Genomic DNA, 16246 nt, shown 5'->3' on the forward strand with positions numbered 1-16246 from the left:
GGTCACTACATTTTTTTGCGTTATCCACCTATTGACGATGTTTATTCAATATTCTCGCGATTCTTAAATACTCGGCCAGGTTTGACTCCTTTAAACCTAACAACCAATTATGCGACTCTATAGTCATCGGAGCACCATTTTTTACGAGTTGTTCAACGAAATAATCCGCCTGTTTGAAATCCTTTGCCATCAGCATCGCATAACCCAGCATATCAGCAGAAGTGTTAGTTGGCACTTCTCTACTCAAAAGATAGTCAAACATCTCGGTCTCCCGCGGGTCAGCCATTGCCATGAATAAAGCATTTTTACCAGTAACAGGATTCTCTTCATATATGTTTAAGCCGAAGTTCTCAAATTTTTCAAGCAACTCAATATCACCGCGCGCAACAAGCTGATGGGCATGACTAGGAGCCAAATCTACTCCTCTAGAGAGTAGCGTATATAAAACTTCTTCTGGTGCATCTTTATTTATAGCCCCTAAAAGTGATAGTGCGTAACTTCCATGATGAAATACTGCTTTTTCATCTGCGTTCTTTACAAACTGAACCCAATCAGATGTATCATCTTCTTCAAGTAGCTTTAAAAACTCATGAACCATTTCTAACTGCTCAGGACTGAGAGATTCAACAATATCATTAGACACAGAACTTTGAATATCACCAATCGCTAATGAGGAATCTAGCTTATTTGAAATATTACGTTCATGATTCTCAATGATAATTTCGTTCTTGGGACTTTCGTGTTCAAAATCGCTAACCGATATTGCGGATGGCTCGTTGTTGTAGTTGAGTAAAGCAATTACAAGCCCTGTAAAAATGAACACAGCAATAACTAGTAGTTTATTTTTCATACAAACCTTTCCTTGTAATGTATTGCCAGCTAAAAATAAAAGAAATCCACTTAATGAGTAGGTAACATTTCTTATAGGCTAGTTATAATGTAGAACAGCTCCCTTATTGGGCGATAAATCATAGAAGACTCAACTGTAATTTGTAAAGTTTTTATTCAACAAGAAAGATATTTACACTAAAAACACCTTGTTATTAAACAAGATAGCGTGTTCGGCCTGACCTTGATAAAGCGAGGTGATGGCCTCATGATTCACTGATAAACCGCCGGTGTATTGCCCGAGTGCCGGCATGAGGAAGGTATTATTGGCTATCAGAAAGCACTTTCCTGTCATTCTTTGTCCTGAGCGTTTAACCATAATTTTGGGGTGAAAATGCCCAATAACCTGAGCGTTCACATCAATATGGAGGGTTAAGTCTTCTGGCTCATGCACCCAAAGTAGCTTATCCAACTTTATATGGGGAAGCGTTGTGCCATGGATTTCTTTGGGAATTTCAGGGTCGTGATTACCCAGCACCCAAAACCATTCAGGCACTTGCGAAACAAGGGAGTTAATGGCGTCTCTGTCATCTTCTAGCATGCGTTTTACGGCGTTACTATCATGTAAGCTGTCGCCTAAACACAAGACCTTTTGTGGTGAATATTCATCAATGGCAAGGCTCATTTTTGCCAGTGTTTTTGCGGTATCATAACGAGGTAGTGGATTGGCAAATTGAGACAAGAAGCTGCCTTTTTCAAAGTGTAAATCTGAAAACACAAGCAAATCGTGCTTTGGCCAATACAAACATCCAGCAGCGTCTAATACAAATTGATGCCCTGAAAACGAGCTTGTAACTGCCTTGTTGTTTTGGATTTTTTTGAGCAAATCAGTTTCGCTTATCATTTGTACCACTTAAGATATCTTTAACGTCTTGCAGCATATTCTCAGCCTCTTGATATAAGTTCGCCTGCTCAAGTAACGCTTCCGCACCTTGCCCTTTAATTTGCTCAGACTTCACATCAAGCACAATTGGAATAGCCATTGGAGAGGCTTTCGACAAGCTTATAAAGTCGTAACTACCATTAAAGCGGATAAGCGTATCTGCTAATCGCTGCAAATCAAGTAACTCTCGTTCTGCGTCTTCACGGGTAACCCGCAGTAAGATGTGGTCGGGATCGTGTTCACGCAAGGTATCGTAGATGAGATCGGTAGAAAAAGTCACCTGCTTCATGGTTTTCTTTGTGCTGTGATATTGCTGTTCAATTAGCCCGCTGACTACGGCAACTCGTCTAAAAGAACGTTTCAGCATGGGAGCGGCTAACATCCAATCTTCCAGCTCATCGCCCAATATGTCGGGATTAAATAGCTGCGCGATATCTTGCGTTTTCACTGCAAGAATGGAGGATATCGACAAACCATAATCGGTGATACTAAAGCTGAGAGGTTTCAGCCCCATTTTTTCCATACGACGAGTAACGAGCATGCCAAGTGTTTGATTTGCCTTTCTGCCCTCAAAGGTATAAAGCAAAGTGACTTCGGTTTGCCTAAAAGGAAATTGTTCAATAAGTACTTTATGCGGGCTTGGAATAATAGAAAAGTCGGCTTGTAAGCGAAGCCATTCTCTCACTTGCAGAGGCATTTTTTTCCAGCTCTCAGGTGCATTCAATAATTCGCGAACACCATCGGCTAGAAAGGTACTCAATGGCATTTGCCCACCAACATAGCTTGGTATTTTAGGTTCTTTTGCCTTACCTGGCCGAGCCTCAACTATCATATCCTTAATGCCTTCAAATTTAAGTACTTCACCCGCGAAGAAAAAAGTGTCGCCTGGCACTAACTGCTGAGCAAAATACTCTTCTACTTCACCAATGATTTTCCCCTGATGCGCACGTCGTAGCCTTTTGACTCGCAAACGCCCAGCTTCAACGATAGTGCCTATATTTTGCCTATGACGCATGATTATTCGCTTTGATGTAGGCTCAAATAAACCATCATCTTGCATGCGTAGCCGGTTGTAGCGCTCGTAGGCTTGTAAAGCGTAGCCTCCATTCTCGGTGAACGACCAAAGCTTCTGAAAAGTAAATTCGTCAAGCCCTCCATACGGGCTTGCATCGAGCACTTGTTGATATATTTCTTCAATGCTCGCTGCTTTACTACACAAGCAGTTGAGTATGAATTGAGGTAGTACATCTAAAGCACCTGACATTGGCGTATCGCCATCAAGCTGGTTTTTCTTTATCGCATTTATAGCGGCCTGACACTCAAGTGTTTCAAAGCGATTCGCTGGTACGAGAAGGGCTTGTGAAGGCTCATCCATGCGATGATTCGAACGACCTATGCGTTGCAATAGCCGGCTCACCCCCTTCGGTGCGCCCACTTGAATCACCAAGTCAACATCGCCCCAATCAATACCCAACTCAAGCGCCGAGGTAGCTACGATGGCACGCAATTGGCCTGTCGACATCATTGCCTCAGTTTTTTGTCGCTGTTCCTTGCTCAGTGAGCCATGGTAAATGGCGATTGGAAGTACATGAGTGTTTTCCGACCATAAATGCTGAAATATTAACTCGGCCTGAGCGCGCGTATTCACAAACACTAAAGTAGTTTGTGCTGCAACAATGCGCTCATAAATGTCTTTTACCGCATATTTACCCATGTAACCGCCAAAAGGCATGCGCTCTTTGGTTTTCAGAATACTGACCTTAGGTTTGGTTCTACTTTTCACCTCAAGTACTTTGCATGGCTCGCCACTTCTTCCTAGCCATGTTGCAAGCACTTCAGGCTGAGCCACAGTAGCAGAAAGACCAAAACGAACATGCTCGGGCGCAAGGTGTTGCAATCGAGCTAGGGCCAAGGCGGTGAAGTCACCTCGCTTAGTGAACGCAAAGCTATGCGCCTCATCAATGATGATATTTTTAACATCACCAAAAATACGCGGCGCATCAGCGTATGACAGCATCAACATCAACGACTCAGGTGTGATGAGAAGAATATTTGGGGGATTTTTTCGTTGCTTTTGTCGCTGATAGGATGTGGTATCACCGGTACGGGCACCAACACTTATCGGAAGTTGTAAATCGTCAATAGGGCTTTTAAGGTTACGATGTATATCTTGTGTGAGCGCTTTAAGTGGCGAAATATACAAAGTATGTAAACCCTTTAAAGGGTGTTGAGTTAGATCGATAAGCGACGGTAAAAAGCCCGACAAGGTTTTACCCGCACCCGTAGGCGCAATCAGCAAGGTCGATTGATATTGCGCGAAAGCCGTGACCATTTGTTTTTGATATTGACGCACTTCCCAATTGCGACCTTCAAACCATGATGAGAACTGTGCAGGCACGCGAGCAAGTCGTTTATATACTTTCGACTTAGATTTTCTTTTTGTTGTTTGCAACACCTAGCGCACCAAAAGTCAGTTATTTGCGTAACAAACTTTGTTATTTAATTAATTATTAAGACTAATATGCGCCATCCCCAACATTGGATTAAAACAAACGAAAATGGGCTTTACTGCGAAGCCCTTGATGCCTACATTGATCCAATGCAGCCAGTAGCTCGCGCAATTGTTACTCACGGGCATGCGGACCATGCTCGAGCAGGCCACGGCGAAGTGTTTGCTACGCCAGAAACAATGGAGATAATGCGAATTCGATATGGTGAAGACCATGCTGCAAAACAAGTAGAGCTTGCTTATGGTGAGAAAATAGCCGTCGGTAACGGCGAGCTTCATTTCGTGCCCGCCGGTCATATACTGGGTTCAGCACAGGCTGTGATTGATCACGATAATGCGCGTTTGGTACTATCAGGCGACTACAAACGCAGTTACGACCCAACTTGTAAGCCCTTCGAAGTGACTCCGTGCGATGTTTTTGTTACCGAAGCAACTTTTGGCCTACCGGTATTTCGCCACCCTCCTATCAACCAAGAAGTCAATAAGCTGCTAGCGTCTTTAGCCCTTTTTCCTGAGCGCTGCCATTTAGTAGGTGTTTACGCACTTGGTAAGTGTCAAAGAGTAGTTTTGGCGCTGCGAGAGCTCGGCTATTCCAAGCCCGTGTATATGCATGGGGCTTTATTAAAGTTGTGCTCCATGTATCAGCAATTTGGCGTTGAACTTGGCGAGATTGTTGCTGTAAATGACGTAGAAAATCTTAAATCGTTGGCGGGCGAGATCGTGCTTGCGCCGCCATCGGCTCTGAACGATCGCTGGTCGAGAAAACTTCCAGATGTGATTACTGCAATGGCGTCGGGCTGGATGCAAATTAGAGCTCGTTCGAAACAACGAAAAGCAGAGCTTCCCATCATTATTTCTGACCACTGTGATTGGCCTGAGCTTTTACAGACAATTAGGGAAGTCAACCCCGGAGAAGTATGGGTAACCCATGGCAGGGAAGCAGCACTAGTGCATCAAGCTCAAAAAATGGGCTATAAGGCAAAAGCGTTGTCGCTGGTCGGCTATGAAGATGACGCCGAATAATATAAATAGAGGCTAATATGGAAGCATTTGCAGAGCTGGTTGATAAACTCTATTTCACCTCTAGTAATCTGGCAAAGTCGGCAATTTTGCGTGATTACCTTCGCTCAACACCCGATCCTGACCGTGGGTGGGCAATAGCCGCAATTGCTGGCACCCTCAATTTCGACTTATTCAAACGAAAGCTCATCAAAGACCTAATTGTTGAGCGTGTCGATCCAGTATTGTTTGAGCTAAGCTATGACTATGTAGGTGAGATGAGCGAGACAGTTGCCCACCTTTGGCCTACGCCAGAGCCTTCTGAGCCGCATGAGAATGCTGAACAATCGGCCTTTAATAAACAAGCGGAAAAACCACTGCCCAGCCTAAGTGAAGTTGTTAAGCACTTTCAGAACAGCACTAAGCAAGAAGTTCAAGAGAGTCTAATTGACCTACTCAATGTGATGACCCCCAATCAACGTTGGGCGCTGATTAAGCTGGGTACCCGAGGCTTACGCATTGGCCTTTCAGCTCGCTTTCTTAAAAAGATTCTAGCTGAATATGCTCAAATATCTGCTTTGACAAATGATTATCAACAAACACAAGAGCAAATTACTGTTGAGGATATTGAGCGAGTATGGCATGGCGTAGAGCCCCCCTATATTGACTTATTTGCTTGGCTAGAAGGCAAAGCGGCTAAGCCTGACATTTCTAAAAAGATTACCTTTCAGCCTGTGATGTTATCGCACCCCGTGGATGAAGAACTGCTCCCAGAAATGCTGGCCGATGCCTACGAGAGCGATTCACCACCTGGCATTGCAAGTGAGCGCCCTCAAGCGTGGCAAGCAGAATGGAAATTTGATGGCATACGCGTTCAATTGGTGGTTAATGAAAACGGTAAAGCACTTTTTAGCCGAACGGGTGATGACATTAGTCACAGCTTTCCTGATTTATTAAGCAGTATTAACGCACACGTGGTATCTGGCGTTTTTGATGGTGAATTACTCGCCATGCATGATGGCGAGATACAAAGCTTCAATCGCCTGCAACAACGACTCAACAAAAAGAAGCCGACAAAGAAACTGATGAGCGAAAACCCTGTCGGTATGGTGCTTTACGATGCATTATTTATTGATGGCAAAGACTTACGAGAATGTAGCCTTGCTGACAGAGTAGACGCTTTGCACGCTTGGCATCAAGATAAGCATGAACACTTCAAAGAGGCTAACCAGAAACACCCTGTATTGCGCTTATCGCAAGCTTTAAAGTTTAGTTCTCTCGCCGAATTACGAAAACTGCGCGAACAAGCGAACCATGCCGATGGGGGCTTCATTGAAGGCCTAATGTTGAAAAAACGCGACGGTCGATATGTTGCAGGCCGCCCTAAAGGACAATGGTACAAGTGGAAACGTGACGCCAAGCTTATCGATGCGGTTATTATGTATGCACAGCGAGGTCATGGTAAACGCTCGTCGTTCTATTCTGACTATACCTTTGGTTGCTGGCAAGATGATACCCTTTTACCGATTGGCAAAGCATATAGCGGTTTCACCGACGCAGAATTAAAAGAAATAGATAAGTGGGTAAGGCGCAATACCCTAGGACGTTTCGGTCCTGTTAAAGAAGTAAAAAAGGAACTCGTTTTCGAAGTTGCTTTCGACTCAGTGCATGAATCAAAGCGACATAAGTCGGGGCTAGCACTACGCTTTCCGCGCATCCACCGTATTCGGTGGGACAAACCTGCTGCCGAGGCAGACATGCTATCGACACTCAGATCGATGATAGAAAAGTAGCTTGCACTTTGATTGTGTTGACTCAACTAGCTCAGCGAAACTAATAAATGACTATCAAATAACACTATGGTGAATCACTGTATTTTTTAGACTCGCGCCGTTACACTAAAAAATCATATAACAATAAGAGTGTGCCTTATGAAACATCTTCTAGCGATATTACTTAGTATCAGTATTGGCGCGTGCAGCGTATCGGTTACTGAGAACAACCCTGCCCCAAGAACAACTCTGAGCGCGTCTGATAACTTGCCAAACCAAGGCGTATCAAAGCAAAGACTTAAGCGAATTCAACCTGCTATGCAGCGCTACATAGATGAAGGTAAGCTAGCCGGAGTGATGACGCTTGTTGCTAGGAATGGCGAGGTTGTGCATTATTCGGCTCAAGGGATGAAAGACCGCGAAGCGGGTGTGCCTCTTCAACGTGATACTATTTTCAGAATTTACTCAATGACAAAACCCATTACAGCAGTGGCAGCATTGCAGTTGTGGGAGCAAGGTAAGTTTCATATGAACGACCCAATCGCGTGGTACTTGCCTGAACTTAAAGACTTGAAGGTCTACGTAAGTGGTCAAGGTGACGACATGGTACTGGAAGATGCACAATCGCCTATTCGTATCATTGATCTATTCACCCACACTGCTGGCTTTAGCTACGGTTTCACAGGCAGCGAAGTTGACAGGTTGTATCGTGCATCGCCTATGATGCAAGGGCAAGCCTCTCCCGACAGTGTGCTGAGTGAACTAGCTAAACTTCCTCTTAACCACCAACCCGGTACTCAGTGGCACTATGGCGTAAACACTGATGTGATCGGTTTTTTGGTCGAGCGTATTAGCGGGCAGAAGCTTGGAGAGTATATGCAGGAAAATATTTTTGGCCCACTTAAAATGGACGATACCGGCTTCTCAGTAAGCCCCGATAAAGTCGACAGATTGGCGCAGATTTATACCGCAAACCAACAAGGTAAAACCGTCGTTATGGAGAACGAGCCACTCGGTAACTACCTAAGCGATCCTGTAATTCATAATGCGGGTGGCGGTTTAGTTTCGACAATGGATGATTATCTTCGTTTTGCACAAACCTTGTTAAATGGTGGTGAGTATGAGGGAGTTAGAATTCTAGGGCGCAAAACTGTTGAATATATGGGATCAAATCATTTACCGAGTAACTTAGTGCCTTTCGCGCCCGATGCTAGCGGTGAAGGCTATGGCTTAGCAGTATCGGTAACGGTTGATGAAGGTGCTAGCAAGTTTCTAAGTTCTGAAGGCAATTTTGGTTGGGGCGGTGCTGCATCAACCTATTTCCGGATCGATCCGAAAGAGAATATGATCATCATTGGTATGGCTCAGTTCATTCCTATGGGCACACATCGCTATCACGACGACCTGCGCAATTTGGTATATCAGGCACTGGTCGACTAATCGCTTGTTGAATAAAAGGCGGTTCCTGCTGTCCATCTTTGAAAATGGAAAAGCAGGAGCCCAATTATTATGCCTTAGCACTCTCGCGAGCAGCAATTCTGTCATACCAACTTTGCAAGGCCGAATGCTTCTCGGCAATCCTCACATCAATCACACGAGCAAAATCAATTGAACATAGCGTTGTGATGTCGGCAATTGAAAAAGTGTCACCCGCAACGAATTCATTATCTTGTAACTGCCTATCTAACACCGACAGATACTTGGCTGCATTTTTCCCAGCTTCCACACCATAGTCTTTGACCGGTGTCATGCGGTCTTTAAAATAACCCGTGGTGTGCTGAAAACACATACCGACTTGCATGAACAAGCATAAGTCAACCTGACGCTGCCACATGGCTATTTGAGCTTTCTGTAGTGGGGTAACTCCCATCAGTGGCGGCTCGGGTTGCAGCGCTTCGAAGTAAGTACAAATAGCGTCGCTTTCTCCAATACAGCTACCATCATCTAGTTCTAATATTGGGATTTTACCGATGGGGTTCTTTTCTCTCATTTCTGCCGAGAGGTTTTCACCTTTTTGCAGATCAACTTGCACATACTCCATGCTAATATTTTTTTCTGCGAGAAAGATGCGAACGCGCCGCGGTGTAGGTGCCGTTTTAGTATCATATATCTTCATTACTAGATTCTTTTTTTTAAGACTGGATATAGAGATTAGCAGTTAAACTTACATTTTGTTAACAAATTTTGTGGCACATCAAAAACTTTTCCAGCTAGACTATTTTGTGTAGCATTGAATGTAATTTACCGACATATTCTCACTTAATCGCCATTTCTTCGAGAATGGATTATAAGCCATGCCTGATTCTGAAAAGTGCCTCAGCCCAGCATTCTCAGCCATCTGCTTTAGCTCAGCGGGCTTTACAAACTTGCGCCAACTGTGCGTACCAATTGGTAAATAGCGCATCACGTATTCAGCACCAACAATCGCGATTATAAACGACTTAGGCGTTCTATTTAGAGTAGCGAATATGGTCATACCTTGGTCGCGAGTAAGCACTGCGCACTCTTTAATAAGCCCTGCTTGATCGGGAACGTGCTCCACCACTTCAGCGTTGATTACCAAGTCGAAAGTGCTTCCGCTTGACGCCAAATCGCTTGATAAACAGTGACGATATTCAATATCTAAGCCCGAGGCTTGAGCATGCCTTCGAGCTACTTGCACACTCATTTCCGACGCATCAATTCCAGTTACCATAGCGCCTAATTTGGCTAAAGGCTCACATACTAAACCACCACCGCTGCCAACATCCAATACACGTAAGCCCTGAAGCGGCATCTCACTGTCGAGGTTTCGACCAAAGTGAGCGCATATTTGAGGTAGGAAGTAACTGATGCGCGCTTGGTTAAAGATCAATGCTGTTTTGTATTTACCGTTTGGATCCCACCAGCTCTCGGCTAGAGCATCGAAGCGAGCGATTTCTTCAGAGGACACATTTGTATCACAATTTGAAGTATTTGAAATATTAGTAAGCTTACTCTTGTCTAACATCGTATAGATTCTAATAAATATGATCGAGGTTGGTGTTTGTACGCCAATTGTCAGCGAAGGATTACTTATGGCAAATCAAAAAAACGTTTTGGGCAGCACATTAAAGTTATGTTGCGGTAATACCGGTTACACCAGAGAGGGCTTTTGTTACGTGCCAGAAGGCGACATAGGTAATCACAGTGTATGTGCCATCGTTACCGAAGAATTTCTTCAATATAGCCTGTCTCGAGGAAATGATCTGATCTCTCCAAACCCTTTATATCAGTTCAAAGGTTTGAAGCCGGGTGATAAATGGTGTTTGTGTGCCATGCGCTGGCGTGAGGCGCTGTTTATGGAAGTTGCTCCATACATCGATCTTGAAGCAACTAACGAAGCTGCGTTGGAAGTGATTCCCCTAGAAACGCTTCAACAATATAGTCACAAGAACATGCCCGCCCGAGCGACATGAGTAAACACTAGCAGGCCCAAATAAGCTTTAGGGCTTCTCTTTGAGGGCTTGTTTCGCTTCCCACTCCTCGACTTTGCGGGCTGCCACAGCGTCAATTTCTGCTTTGTTCTGTTCTACCCACCACCGCTCCATTATTCTTACGTTTTTTTGGTTCGCTTTATAAAATAGGTCGACAATGTCGCCCACTAAAGGGATAAACCCTAAGCCAAAATCGATAAGACTATTGCGCAACATCACCGTGGTATGTGATTTCGGTAGACCAAGCTGGCGACCCAACTGCACAATGCGCAGTGAAGCCAAAAGCATGATCGTGTCGCCCACTCCGGGGATCAAGCCAATTAAGAAATCCAAACCCAGTCGAATTTTAACAAAAGGGATGGGGATTGCAGTATCCAGTAAATTCGCTAAAGCCTGAGCTTGAAGCAAGGCACTAGGCGCTTTGAAATCATCTTTACCTATTGTTGGCTTACTCATATACATCCCTCTTTATTTGGGTGCATCAAGTTTCTTTGCCGCAGCCATTCGTTGCTCGTAAACATCTGGCGTATCGAGCTGTGTATTCCAACCTTGTAGGTTGCTCTCAAGCAAATTCACCAACATATTGATGTGAGCGTCATCACTATTGAGTGCCTCAATATACTCATAACGCTCGCCGCCAGCCTCTTCAAAATACTCTCGGTTTTCCTCACCTATTTCTTCAATCGTTTCCAAGCAATCAGCGGAAAAGCCCGGGCACACAACTTGCACCGATTTAACGCCTTGCTCAGGTAAGCTTTTAAGCGTGTGGTCGGTATAAGGCTTTAACCACTCTTCCCTACCGAAACGAGACTGAAAGGTTGTCATGTATTCAGACTCTTGAAGCCCTAGCTCGGTCGCAATTAGACGAGAGGTTTTATGACACTCACAATGGTAAGGGTCACCGTTTAACAGGTAGCGTTTTGGTATGCCATGATAGGAAAAAATCAGTTTGTCGGTGCGGGGGTGACTTTCCCAGTGTGCTCGAATCTTGTCGGCGACACATTTGATATATTCTGGGTTGTCGTGATAATGCGAAACGAAGCGTAAATCTGGCAACCATCTGCGTTGCATAAAGTCTTCGGCAACTGCGTCGAAAGTTGAGCCACTCGTTGATGCACAATATTGCGGGTAGAGTGGCAAAACAACAATCTTCCGAGCGCCTTTTTCTAAAAGATTCGTCAGCGCAGTTGATACCGAGGGTTCGCCATAACGCATTGCGTAATCAACAATAACATTGGCACCGTATTTTTCTTCTAACTTTGCTTCGATACCAGCGGCCTGATTCTTAGTGTGCACCAGCAACGGCGAACCTTCTTCAGTCCATACTGTACTATAGGCCTCGGCTGAACGCTTGGGACGAATGTTCAAAATAATCAGGTTGAGTATGCACCACCAAATCACCTTCGGCACTTCAACTACTCTTGGATCAGACAAAAACTGTTTCAGATATGGCTTCAAGGCCTGCTTACTTGGTGCTTCTGGGGTACCTAGATTTGAAACCAGCACACCAATCTTGTCGGCTTGTGCATGTGTAAATTCATTCTGACTTTTAAATTTCATTCTTAATTACTAGCCCGCTGTCATATTTTTTCACTATGCTAAAACTACGATGATATTTGGTATTTAGCTCGTTTTAAGGCAGCTTTAATTTCTATGGTCCATAGTAGGTTTCTGCACCCGGCCCTACTGGAAGCCCTAGCAAAAATACCCAGATGTAGAACAAAATACTCCAGCCAACAATGAAAAACATCGAGTAAGGCAGCATCATCGCGATAAGCGTGCCCATCCCTAAGTTCTTTTGATATCGAGCGGCAATCGCCAATATCAAACCAAAATAACTCATCATTGGGGAAATAACGTTGGTAACAGAATCACCTATTCGATAAGCCGCCTGAATTACTTCTGGCGAATAGCCAATTAGCATCAGCATTGGCACAAAAATAGGCGCTGTAACAGCCCATTGGGCGGATGCACTGCCGAGTGACAAATTCACAATTCCGCACATCATGATAAATAGCAAGAAGACTTCAGGGCCATCTAAGCCCGTGGCTTGTAAAAAGGTGGCTCCTTTCACTGCGAGTACTGTACCTAAATTAGTCCACTTGAAGAAGGCCACAAACTGCGCAGCAAAGAACACCAAGGTGATATACAAGCCCATTGAACTCATGCTTTTGGCCATCGCATCAATGATGTCTTTATCATTTTTCATTGTGCCAGCCAGGCGACCATAAACAAAACCAGGAAGGGCGAAGGTAATGAAAATAAAGGCGACAATACCTTTTAAGAAAGGAGACCCCTTAACCTCGCCAGTTTCAGGGTTGCGCAATATACCGTTTTCCGGCACAACCGTAAGCGCGAGTATGGCGCAAACTAGGAAAAACGTTACTCCGGCCCACTTCAATGCTCGTTTTTCTGTGGCGCTAGGCGCATCCATTTTTTGTTCGCCCAAATCAATCGACGCATCACTCGGGTTATAGACTCCCAAACGAGGCTCTACCACCTTCTCAGTAATAAATGCTCCCATGGCAGCAACCACGAAGGTACTCACAAACATGAAATACCAATTTACTTCCGGACCAACAATGTAATCGGGATCTATCATGTGTGCAGCGGCTTCAGTAATACCTGATAACAAGGGATCGACAGTACCTAAAAATAAGTTTGCACTATAACCTGCTGAAACACCGGCAAAAGCAGCCGCTAAGCCAGCGAGTGGGTGTCTTCCAAGCGAATGGAAAATCATCGCAGCCAAGGGAATTAAGACAACATAGCCAAGCTCAGAAGCGGTATTGGACACAATACCTGCAAACACAATAACAATGGTAACCATGCGTTTTGACGCGTTCATTACCATGGCGCGCATAGCAGCACTTAATAGACCAGAGTGTTCGGCAACAGACACACCTAACAAGGCCACTAATACAGTGCCTAAGGGAGCAAAGCCTGTGAAGTTGGTCACTAAGCCAGTTACGATACGGCTTAAACCCTCGGCATTCATCAAAGAAATTACTTCAATCATACCGTCAGGAGCTCGGCCAGAGGCATCAATCGGCCTTGGGTCTGCGACACTCACATCGAAATAGCCCAAAATACCACTTAGGAAAACAATAAACGTGGCCAGTATTGCGAAAAGTGTAACCGGGTGCGGAAGTAAATTACCCAACCATTCTACTGTGGCTAAAAAGCGAGAAAACCAACCCGACTGTGCGATTGCTTGGGGGTTTGATGAAGATGAACCTGATGGGCTTTTGTTGCTACTCAAATCTCACTCTCTTTATTATTGTTGTTATTATGGTGTTAAATTATACCGAAATTATGACCTCATGACATAAAAAATAATTACTGCATGTTTCTTACTCAAAATTTGGTTATAAAATTAACAAAAACAGAGTATGCTTAAATTTCAGTCAGGGTAATAATAAGGGTATTTATCATGTCAGATACAGCAGGGAAAGCAGACGCTATCGAAGCCAACTCACCAACAGACGACATGGAGCAACTTCGGCAACTCGTATTCGGTGATGCCCAGCGTAAACTTGAGGCCAAAATTGAAAGTGTAAATAACGAATTGACCGATGCCATCGATGCCCTTCGTCAATCTCAAGTAAGACAATTTGCAGAACTCCACGAAAGTATCAACGATAGCATAAGCAAACTCGACGCCAAACTCGATAGTATCGACGCTCATCATGAAGACAACCATAGCTCTCAACTGAAGGCAAATGAGCTGTTGCAGTCGCAAATCGAAATGACTGAATCGGCAGGAAAAGATGATGCCGATGCGTTAAACGATAGAATCAACAAAGAAATGAGCGAATTAGCAGCGACTTTTGAAGACAAGTATGCTGAAGCGATGAAAAAACTGGAACAGGTTACCCACGAACTCACCGATAGCAAAACTGACCGCAAAACCCTTGCGCGTTTGCTTGCAACAATGGCATCTAATCTGGAAACAGATTAATCCGCTATGCAGGATAAATCAAAGGCTGAGGCTCACAGTGAGCAACAGTTAGATAAATTACGCGACATTGTGATTGGGCAAAAGCTCGACCAGCACAAAGCTGAGATTCAGGCAGAGTCCCGAGAACAGCTTGCGAAGGTATTCACCGAAGCTTTACACGATCGTGAGGTTAAAGACGGCTCAGTGAATCGCGTTATTCAACCGATTGTTACAAAGGCCGTGGAAAAGTCGATTAAGAGCCAACGTAGCGATTTTATTGACTACTTGTACCCTCTCGTAGGCAGTTTGGTACGTAAGTCAGTAAGCGTATTCTTCACTGACTTTATCGAAAAAACCAACGACATTATAGAAAACAGTTTTACCTTGCAAGGCATGAAATGGCGTATAAGTGCTTGGCGCGCTGGAGTCTCATTTAGCGAATATATCGCGTCTCAAACATTTCTTTTCAAAGTTGAACAAGTGCTGCTCATTCACAAAGAAACAGGCGCGCTGCTTCAGTCTCTAGCTGCGAATAAGGGTGATGACAAAAATGCCGACTTGGTGTCGTCGATGCTAATCGCCATCAACGACTTTGTTGCCGACTCTTTTAAACTTGAAAATGCAAAGCATGACGATGGCGATGAACAAAGCCTTGATCAAATCAAGACTGATGACTTTACCCTGTTCATTCGAAAAGGGCCGCATGTTGTGTTAGTCGCAGCGGTAAAAGGTAATATGTCACGCCAAGGACTGGAGCAATTACAGCTAAGCCTTGAGCAAATACAAAGCATTTATTTAGCTGACTTACAAGCATTCAATGGCGACGTAAGCGCTTTTGAGTCAGCCACTGGTCTTCTTCAAGACTGTTTATTGGCAGAAGAGAAAACCGACCAAGAGAAGAGTAAAACACCTGTGTATGGTTGGCTGGTGTTGTCGGGAATAATGCTACTGCTTGCGTGGTATTTTTATGGTTGGTGGCAAACAACGCAAATCGTCAACAAAATAGAGCAATTAAACCCACCCGCCGGCTTAGTGATACAAGAAGTTGAAACCCACGGTCGCTATGATATTGAAGTTAAGGTTTTTCGCGATCCGATTAGTATGTCGAGCGAAGATTGGTTAGCTCAAAATGACATAGACCTTACACTGCTAAGCATTTCTGAAATTTCTCTAATATCTTTGAACAACAAAGCGATCAAGCTTAAAGTTGAGCGACTCATGCAAGCTTACCCGACATTAAGCTTTGATCCTGAAATGGCACTCGTACGAGGCGAAATCGAAATCAGTGAATTCCAAGCCTTTTTGAATAAACTAAATACTATTCCAGGTATAGAGCAACTCAGTGTATCAACAGCCTCGGTAGACCTTATTCGCGAAGAGATTGACCTGAGTAACTCGAAGGAAGTTAATGAACAACTATTTATTCAGTTAGTAGGTGAAATCAGCAGCGTTCAGGTGATCTTTGAGAGTGGCGAGGCATCACTTCCTGCTGAACAATCGACTAATTTAGATAAAGTGGCTGAGCTTTATTCCACTATAAGCCTATTAGCCGAGCAACTTCAGCGCAGTACCAACCTAGTGATTGTCGGCGCAAGCGACAGTACCGGGGAAAAGAGCTATAATCTGCAGTTAAGTAGGCAGCGCTCATTAGCGGTCAGAAATGCACTGATTGAACGAGGCTTGCAAGCGGAACATATTTTTGCAGTGGGCGTGGGAGAGATTGATCTCCCAGGTGACATAAAATCTACACGTAAAGTACTGTTCAATGTAATGTTTGCTGAATTAAATGATTGAGTTGTC

At 44.3% G+C, this 16246-nt stretch carries 14 protein-coding genes; 6 read left to right on the forward strand and 8 right to left on the reverse strand.

The genetic code is table 11. From position 1 onward, the window contains the following. Window positions 1-28: 28 nt before the first annotated feature. The 3 genes from ISG33_RS11845 to ISG33_RS11855 form a co-directional block, all read right to left on the reverse strand. The gene (locus tag ISG33_RS11845; RefSeq protein ID WP_195733843.1) at window positions 29-850 is read right to left on the reverse strand and encodes a hypothetical protein; all 822 of its coding nucleotides are present in this window, start codon (window positions 848-850) and stop codon (window positions 29-31) included. Window positions 851-1021: 171 nt separating this feature from the next. After that, window positions 1022-1732, reverse strand: coding sequence for a ligase-associated DNA damage response endonuclease PdeM (pdeM, locus tag ISG33_RS11850; RefSeq protein ID WP_195733844.1), 711 nt, complete (start codon window positions 1730-1732; stop codon window positions 1022-1024). Continuing rightward, window positions 1716-4223 carry a ligase-associated DNA damage response DEXH box helicase gene (locus ISG33_RS11855; protein WP_195734386.1) on the reverse strand — a complete coding sequence of 836 codons (2508 nt, stop codon included), beginning with the start codon at window positions 4221-4223 and terminating at the stop codon, window positions 1716-1718. Before ISG33_RS11855 ends, pdeM begins: the two co-directional genes overlap by 17 nt. A 69-nt stretch (window positions 4224-4292) precedes the next feature. Between ISG33_RS11855 and ISG33_RS11860 the strand changes: the two genes are divergently transcribed. The 3 genes from ISG33_RS11860 to ISG33_RS11870 all read left to right on the forward strand — a co-directional run bounded on the left by ISG33_RS11860 (window position 4293) and on the right by ISG33_RS11870 (window position 8491). After that, window positions 4293-5303 (forward strand): ligase-associated DNA damage response exonuclease, encoded by a 1011-nt coding sequence (locus tag ISG33_RS11860; protein ID WP_195733845.1) that lies wholly within the window; start codon window positions 4293-4295, stop codon window positions 5301-5303. A gap of 17 nt (window positions 5304-5320) precedes the next feature. Further along, on the forward strand, window positions 5321-7072 hold the full coding sequence (locus ISG33_RS11865; protein WP_195733846.1) for a cisplatin damage response ATP-dependent DNA ligase: 1752 nt from the start codon (window positions 5321-5323) through the stop codon (window positions 7070-7072). 138 nt (window positions 7073-7210) lie between these two features. Beyond that, window positions 7211-8491, forward strand: a complete 1281-nt coding sequence (locus tag ISG33_RS11870; RefSeq protein WP_195733847.1) for a serine hydrolase domain-containing protein — start codon at window positions 7211-7213, stop codon at window positions 8489-8491. Window positions 8492-8558: 67 nt separating this feature from the next. On the opposite strand, the gene ISG33_RS11875 is transcribed toward ISG33_RS11870, so the two are convergent. Further along, entirely contained in the window at window positions 8559-9167 is a 609-nt protein-coding gene (locus tag ISG33_RS11875) for a glutathione S-transferase family protein (protein WP_195733848.1), read from the reverse strand. A gap of 99 nt (window positions 9168-9266) precedes the next feature. Then, entirely contained in the window at window positions 9267-10040 is a 774-nt protein-coding gene (gene ubiG, locus ISG33_RS11880) for a bifunctional 2-polyprenyl-6-hydroxyphenol methylase/3-demethylubiquinol 3-O-methyltransferase UbiG (RefSeq protein ID WP_195733849.1), read from the reverse strand. 67 nt (window positions 10041-10107) lie between these two features. On the opposite strand from ubiG, the gene ISG33_RS11885 reads away from it, so the two are divergent. Continuing rightward, window positions 10108-10488, forward strand: a complete 381-nt coding sequence (locus ISG33_RS11885; RefSeq protein WP_195733850.1) for a DUF2237 family protein — start codon at window positions 10108-10110, stop codon at window positions 10486-10488. 27 nt (window positions 10489-10515) lie between these two features. Here the strand turns inward: ISG33_RS11885 and ISG33_RS11890 are convergent, their stop codons facing one another. The 3 genes from ISG33_RS11890 to ISG33_RS11900 all read right to left on the reverse strand — a co-directional run bounded on the left by ISG33_RS11890 (window position 10516) and on the right by ISG33_RS11900 (window position 13768). Next, window positions 10516-10962, reverse strand: a complete 447-nt coding sequence (locus ISG33_RS11890) for a DUF4112 domain-containing protein (RefSeq protein ID WP_195733851.1) — start codon at window positions 10960-10962, stop codon at window positions 10516-10518. Window positions 10963-10974: 12 nt separating this feature from the next. Then, window positions 10975-12066 (reverse strand): ferrochelatase, encoded by a 1092-nt coding sequence (hemH, locus tag ISG33_RS11895; RefSeq protein WP_195733852.1) that lies wholly within the window; start codon window positions 12064-12066, stop codon window positions 10975-10977. 91 nt (window positions 12067-12157) lie between these two features. Further along, window positions 12158-13768 (reverse strand): AbgT family transporter, encoded by a 1611-nt coding sequence (locus ISG33_RS11900; protein WP_195733853.1) that lies wholly within the window; start codon window positions 13766-13768, stop codon window positions 12158-12160. Window positions 13769-13939: 171 nt separating this feature from the next. Here ISG33_RS11900 and ISG33_RS11905 point away from each other — a divergent pair, with 171 nt between their 5' ends. Further along, entirely contained in the window at window positions 13940-14467 is a 528-nt protein-coding gene (locus tag ISG33_RS11905; RefSeq protein ID WP_195733854.1) for a hypothetical protein, read from the forward strand. Between the two features lie 6 nt (window positions 14468-14473). After that, window positions 14474-16240 carry an OmpA family protein gene (locus ISG33_RS11910; RefSeq protein WP_195733855.1) on the forward strand — a complete coding sequence of 589 codons (1767 nt, stop codon included), beginning with the start codon at window positions 14474-14476 and terminating at the stop codon, window positions 16238-16240. Window positions 16241-16246 lie beyond the last annotated feature (6 nt).

The organism is Marinibium conchae (genome assembly GCF_015595035.1).
In the GTDB taxonomy this organism is placed as follows: Bacteria; Pseudomonadota; Gammaproteobacteria; order Enterobacterales; family Alteromonadaceae; genus Glaciecola.

Excerpts from the sequence above, each read along its gene's own strand:
- ISG33_RS11845 (WP_195733843.1), bottom strand. The coding sequence starts at position 850 with ATGAAAAATAAACTACTAGTTATTGCTGTGTTCATTTTTACAGGGCTT.
- pdeM (WP_195733844.1), bottom strand. The coding sequence starts at position 1,732 with ATGATAAGCGAAACTGATTTGCTCAAAAAAATCCAAAACAACAAGGCA.
- ISG33_RS11860 (WP_195733845.1), top strand. The coding sequence starts at position 4,293 with ATGCGCCATCCCCAACATTGGATTAAAACAAACGAAAATGGGCTTTAC.
- ISG33_RS11865 (WP_195733846.1), top strand. The coding sequence starts at position 5,321 with ATGGAAGCATTTGCAGAGCTGGTTGATAAACTCTATTTCACCTCTAGT.
- ISG33_RS11870 (WP_195733847.1), top strand. The coding sequence starts at position 7,211 with ATGAAACATCTTCTAGCGATATTACTTAGTATCAGTATTGGCGCGTGC.
- ISG33_RS11875 (WP_195733848.1), bottom strand. The coding sequence starts at position 9,167 with ATGAAGATATATGATACTAAAACGGCACCTACACCGCGGCGCGTTCGC.
- ubiG (WP_195733849.1), bottom strand. The coding sequence starts at position 10,040 with ATGTTAGACAAGAGTAAGCTTACTAATATTTCAAATACTTCAAATTGT.
- ISG33_RS11885 (WP_195733850.1), top strand. The coding sequence starts at position 10,108 with ATGGCAAATCAAAAAAACGTTTTGGGCAGCACATTAAAGTTATGTTGC.
- ISG33_RS11890 (WP_195733851.1), bottom strand. The coding sequence starts at position 10,962 with ATGAGTAAGCCAACAATAGGTAAAGATGATTTCAAAGCGCCTAGTGCC.
- hemH (WP_195733852.1), bottom strand. The coding sequence starts at position 12,066 with ATGAAATTTAAAAGTCAGAATGAATTTACACATGCACAAGCCGACAAG.
- ISG33_RS11905 (WP_195733854.1), top strand. The coding sequence starts at position 13,940 with ATGTCAGATACAGCAGGGAAAGCAGACGCTATCGAAGCCAACTCACCA.
- ISG33_RS11910 (WP_195733855.1), top strand. The coding sequence starts at position 14,474 with ATGCAGGATAAATCAAAGGCTGAGGCTCACAGTGAGCAACAGTTAGAT.